Here is a 4,981-nt window from a genome sequence, read left to right as displayed (position 1 = left end):
CGCCCGGCTGCTGCCCCGGTTGAACGAGACAGTGCAGGTGCTGCGCGACGTGCTGTGACCACCCCGTCCGGTGCCCGGCGGCGACTTCAGCCGTGCGTGCCGCCGAGGTAGCGCTTGCGCCAGAAGAGCACGCTCAGCCCCGCGCCCAGCAGCACCATCAGCGCCACAGCGATCCAGATCCCGGTGCGGTTGTGGATCAGCGGCAGCGCGTCGAAGTTCATGCCGAAGAAACCGGTGATCAGGTTGAGTGGCAGAAAAATCGCTGTCAGCACCGTGAGCGTGCGCATGATGTCGTTGGTGCGCTGGCCGACCGCCGAGAAGTGCATCTGCACGGCGCTCTCGATCGACGACTCCAGACGCCGCACATGGCCCAGCACGCGCTCGATGTGCTCGAGCACGTCGCGCGAGCGCACCCGCAGCAGGTCCCGGTCGTGCCGGGCGCTGTCGTCGGCGGGTGTCGGCCACTCGTCCAGCGCGTCGATCCATTCCTGGATGGCGCTGCGCTGGTCCTCGCAGATGTCTTCGAGCTGGTGCAGCGTGTTGCGGGACTCCAGCAGCGCGGTCCAGTCCATCTGCCGGCTGCGCGGGCCGAGCAAGGCCTGCTGCAGCGTGGTGAGCTGGCGTGTCAACAGGCGGCGCAGCTCCAGATAACCGTCGACCATGTGGTTGACGATGCGCAGCATCAGGTCGGCGGGACTGGGCGGCAGCCGGCTCGCGCCATTGCCGCCGACGGTCATCTGGGCCAGCCGGTTGGCGAAGAAGTCGCGCACGAGGCAGTCCGCCGGGTGCACGGTCAGCAGCACGCGGTCGAACACCGCGAAGCCGACCGGGCTGGTGTCGATGGCGGCGAGGGCCTGGCGTGCGGTGGCCACGGTGCCGTGTTCGTCATCGAGGAACAGCCCGTTGCTGCCTGGCGCCGCCGCCAGGCGACGGAAGACGAGCAGGTCGTACCACGAGGTGTAGTCGAAGTGCGAGGGCAGCTGGTTGTTGAGCAGGTCGGAAATGTGCAGGTCGACCAGCTGGCCGCCCGCACACGGCTGCAGCACGGCCTGCACCTCGCCGACACGAACCTCGAACTCGCGCCGTGCGGACGCGATCCAGAGGAATCCGCGTTCGGGCAGCGTCTGCGGCAGCTCGGACAGTTCGGTGCAGCGATCGTCGATCAGGAAGACGCGCATGGCCGCGTTCGCCTCAGCCCTGGCGGATCAGCCGGGCCGCGTCGAGCGCGAAGTAGGTGAGCACGCCATCGGCGCCCGCGCGCTTGAAGGCCAGCAGCGACTCCATCATCACGGCGTCGTGGTCGAGCCAGCCGTTGAGCGCGGCGGCCTTGAGCATGGCGTACTCGCCGCTGACCTGGTAGGCAAAGGTCGGCACGCGGAACTCGTCCTTCACGCGGCGCACGATGTCCAGGTAGGGCATGCCGGGCTTGACCATCACCATGTCGGCGCCTTCGGCGATGTCGAGGGCGACCTCGCGCAGCGCCTCGTCGCTGTTGCCTGGGTCCATCTGGTAGACCTTCTTGTTGCCCTTGCCGAGGTTGCCGGCCGAGCCGACTGCGTCGCGGAACGGGCCGTAGAAGGCGCTGGCGTACTTGGCGCTGTAGGCCATGATGCGGGTGTGGATCAGGCGCTTCGCTTCGAGTGCCTCGCGGATGGCGCCGATGCGGCCGTCCATCATGTCGCTGGGGGCGACGATGTCCACGCCGGCTTCGGCCTGCACCAGCGCCTGCTGCACCAGCACGGCGATCGTCTCGTCGTTGAGAACGTAGCCGGTGTCGTCGAGCAGACCGTCCTGGCCGTGCGAGGTGTAGGGGTCCAGCGCGACGTCGGTCATGATCCCGAGTTCCGGGAAGCGCTTCTTCAGCTCAGCCACCACGGTCGGGACCAGCCCTTCGGGGTTGGTGGCTTCGCGGCCGTCCGGCGTCTTGCCCGCACTGCCCAGTACCGGGAACAGCGCCATCACCGGAATGCCCAGTGCCACGCACTGCTCGGCCACCGGCAGCAACTGGTCGAGGCTGCGGCGCTGAACGCCGGGCATCGAGGCCACGTCCTGCACCAGCCCCTGGCCTTCGAGCACGAACACCGGATAGATCAGGTCGCTGCAGCTCAGCTGGTGCTCGCGCACCAGATTGCGGGTGAATGTGTCGCGACGCAGGCGGCGGGGACGGCTCAGAGGATAGCGGGCAGGTGCGAACATGGGCAGGACAGTTGGAGCGCGAGGCGAAGTTGGCAATCTCTTACATCAATCGACGTGCACCGTGTCTACGGGACACCCCTGACCTTGTGCACGGTTGGCTTGATGGTAGACTTTATCCTGAGTGACGCGCCGCTAGGTGCTCATTCCCTGCTTTTCCTCCCTGAGCAGGTGCCTTACCGTGTTGACAGCGTTAAGGCTTCGAAGCCCCAGCAAGCATGCTGGGGCTCTTTTTTTGCCTGAATGGTTTGCCGCGGGTCACCGACTCAGCGCGGCATGGCCACTGTGCGGTTCTGTCCATGGCCGATGCCCGGCATCGGCGCATCGAGCGACACGTCCACGCCATCCAGTTGCACCGGCTGGGTTGCATTGAGTTCATCGAACCAGGTGCTGCGCGGTGGATCCTTGTAGCCAGGCAGATCATGCCCGTCGAACGGACGCATCCGTTGTCCGCGCGAACCAACTTCCAGCGGGCTGGTCTCCGGGCCGCTGTCCTGCATGGATGTTGCGGGTGCGGCGGCTTCGGGCGAATCCTGCAAGAGGGTTTTGCGAACGGCGATCGGGTCCGGCAGGAAGGCTTCATTCCAGACGTGCAGCGGAATGCCGGCGGCGCGCAGCACGCGTTCGGTGCGCTGCTGGCGCTTGCGGGCTCGCTCCGACTCGGCCTTGTCGGCCTGGCGTACCTCGATGATGGCCACCACGTTCGACGCGCTGTCGCAGACCATCAGGTCCACGCAGACATGCCCGACCCGACGCAGCCACTCGACATACGAATGCCGTGTCGGTACCTTGATGAAATGCGACAGCGGCACCTGGGCCAGGATCATGTGTTCCGGCACAGCGCGCCGCAGCACTTCCAGTGCGCGCTGGTGGCGCAGGGTCAGTACCCGGGTGGCCTCGGGCGGCCAGCCGATCACGGTATCGACTGCGTCGAGTGCGCGGGGCCGGCCGACGCGGCTGGCATCGGCCGGCCGACTGGTCAGATGCCGCCACGCCCAGATCAGTGCGGCGGCACCCACGCAGCCCGCCAGGAACAAGGCTGCGTTGGAGGATGCGAGAGATGAGAAATTCATTTCGTCAAGCTACCTGTCTGGGTGCCTGACGTCAATCCCGTCGAAGGTGTGATGGATGTAACAGCTTCTGGTTGTGTACCTGCATCACCGTCTGGCTGTTACAACCGTGTGCGGCCGTCAGAAACCCATGCCACCCATCCCTGGCATGCCTTTCTTGCCGGCCAGGCGCTTCATCATCTTCATCATCCCGCCGCCCTTCATCTTCTTCATCATGTCGCGCATCTGCTCGAACTGGTTGAGCATGCGGTTGACTTCCTGCACATGCACCCCCGCGCCGGCGGCGATGCGGCGCTTGCGGCTGGCCTTGAGCAGGTCGGGCTTGCGGCGCTCCAGCGGGGTCATGGAGTGGATGATCCCTTCCATGCGGCGCACGTCCTTTTCCGCCTTGCCCATGTCGGCCTGACCCGCCTTGGCCGCGAGTTCGGCCGGCAGCTTGTCGAGCAGGCCGCTGAGGCCGCCCATCTTCTTCATCTGGCTGATCTGGGCCAGGAAATCGTTCAGATCGAAGCTCTCGCCGCTCTTGACCTTGTCGGCCAGCTTCTGCGCGGCCTGGATGTCCACCCCCTTCTGGACTTCCTCGACCAGCGCCACGATGTCGCCCATGCCAAGGACGCGGCCAGCGTGGCGCTCGGCGTCGAACACCTCCAGCCCGTCGATCTTCTCGGAGACGCCGGCGAACTTGATCGGTGCGCCGGTGATCTGCCGCACCGACAGGGCCGCACCGCCGCGCGAGTCGCCGTCGAGCTTGGTCAGCACGATGCCGGTCAGCGGCAGGGCCTCCTTGAACGCCCGGGCGGTGTTGATCGCGTCCTGGCCCTGCATCGCATCGACGACGAACAGCGTCTCGATCGGATTCAGCGTGGCGTGCAGGTCACGGATCTCGGCCATCAGCGCTTCGTCGATCGCCAGGCGGCCGGCGGTGTCGACCAGCAGCACGTCGAAGAAGTGCTTCTTCGCGTGATCGATGGCGGCCAGCGCGATGTCGTGCGGCTTCTGGTCCGGCGTGGACGGGAACCACTCGGCGCCAGCCTGCTTCGTCACGGTCTTGAGCTGCTCGATGGCGGCCGGGCGGTAGACGTCGGCGGAGACGGTGAGCACCTTCTTCCTGCGACGCTCGATCAGGTGCTTGGCCAGCTTGGCGGTGGTCGTCGTCTTGCCGGCGCCCTGCAGGCCGGCCATCAGGATGACCGCCGGCGGCTGGGTGGCGAGATTGAGGTCGGAGACCCCTTCGCCCATGGTGGCGGCGAGTTCCTTGTGGACGATGCTCACCAGCACCTGGCCCGGCGAGAGCGAGTTGGCCACTTCGGCACCGAGGGCGCGGTCCTTGACGCGGGCGACGAAGTCGCGGACCACCGGCAGGGCCACGTCGGCCTCCAGCAGCGCCATGCGGACCTCGCGCAGCATGTCCTGGACGTTCGCTTCGGTGATGCGGGCCTGGCCGCGCATCGACTTGACCAGGCGTGACAGACGTTCGGAAAGGGCGGAGGCCATCGGGTGTCCCGGTTGACTAGGAAAAGTACACTGTGCAGGTGATTTTATCGACCCCCTCGACTTCCATGGCCCACGGGCTGTCCGTCTGGTCCCTGGTGCCTTCGCTGCTTGCACTGGTGGCCTATGCGCTGGCGGCGATGCCTGGTGCCGGTGCGCCGGCGCGGCGCGCGCTGCCGCTGGCCTGGGGGCTGCACGGGGTGGCCGGTCTGGCGCACCTGCTGGGC

5 protein-coding genes are annotated in these 4,981 nt (G+C 66.8%); 1 reads left to right on the top strand and 4 read right to left on the bottom strand.

Going from position 1 to position 4,981, the window contains the following annotated elements:
- Positions 1 to 86: 86 nt before the first annotated feature.
- From AB3X43_RS18260 to ffh, 4 genes are all read right to left on the bottom strand, one after another.
- A complete protein-coding gene (locus tag AB3X43_RS18260; protein WP_369431291.1) occupies positions 87 to 1,178 on the bottom strand; it encodes a magnesium transporter CorA family protein in 1,092 nt (363 codons plus the stop codon).
- A 13-nt stretch (positions 1,179 to 1,191) separates the two neighbouring features.
- Entirely contained in the window at positions 1,192 to 2,196 is a 1,005-nt protein-coding gene (gene hemB / locus AB3X43_RS18255; protein WP_369431290.1) for a porphobilinogen synthase, read from the bottom strand.
- A gap of 263 nt (positions 2,197 to 2,459) precedes the next feature.
- Complete coding sequence (locus AB3X43_RS18250) at positions 2,460 to 3,266, bottom strand: DUF2726 domain-containing protein (RefSeq protein WP_369431289.1); 807 nt, start codon at positions 3,264 to 3,266, stop codon at positions 2,460 to 2,462.
- Positions 3,267 to 3,383: 117 nt separating this feature from the next.
- A complete protein-coding gene (gene ffh, locus AB3X43_RS18245; protein WP_369431288.1) occupies positions 3,384 to 4,757 on the bottom strand; it encodes a signal recognition particle protein in 1,374 nt (457 codons plus the stop codon).
- Positions 4,758 to 4,795: 38 nt separating this feature from the next.
- Here ffh and AB3X43_RS18240 point away from each other — a divergent pair.
- Positions 4,796 to 4,981, top strand: a 186-nt coding sequence (locus AB3X43_RS18240) for a hypothetical protein (RefSeq protein ID WP_369431287.1), incomplete at its 3' end; no start/stop codon positions are given.

This window comes from Sphaerotilus sp. (genome assembly GCF_041083715.1).
GTDB lineage: Bacteria > Pseudomonadota > Gammaproteobacteria > Burkholderiales > Burkholderiaceae_C > Sphaerotilus.
This window is presented reverse-complemented; position numbering and strand designations above follow the sequence as displayed.

Coding starts and splice junctions, on each gene's coding strand:
- AB3X43_RS18260 (WP_369431291.1), bottom strand. CDS start 1,178: ATGCGCGTCTTCCTGATCGACGATCGCTGCACCGAACTGTCCGAGCTG.
- hemB (WP_369431290.1), bottom strand. CDS start 2,196: ATGTTCGCACCTGCCCGCTATCCTCTGAGCCGTCCCCGCCGCCTGCGT.
- AB3X43_RS18250 (WP_369431289.1), bottom strand. CDS start 3,266: ATGAATTTCTCATCTCTCGCATCCTCCAACGCAGCCTTGTTCCTGGCG.
- ffh (WP_369431288.1), bottom strand. CDS start 4,757: ATGGCCTCCGCCCTTTCCGAACGTCTGTCACGCCTGGTCAAGTCGATG.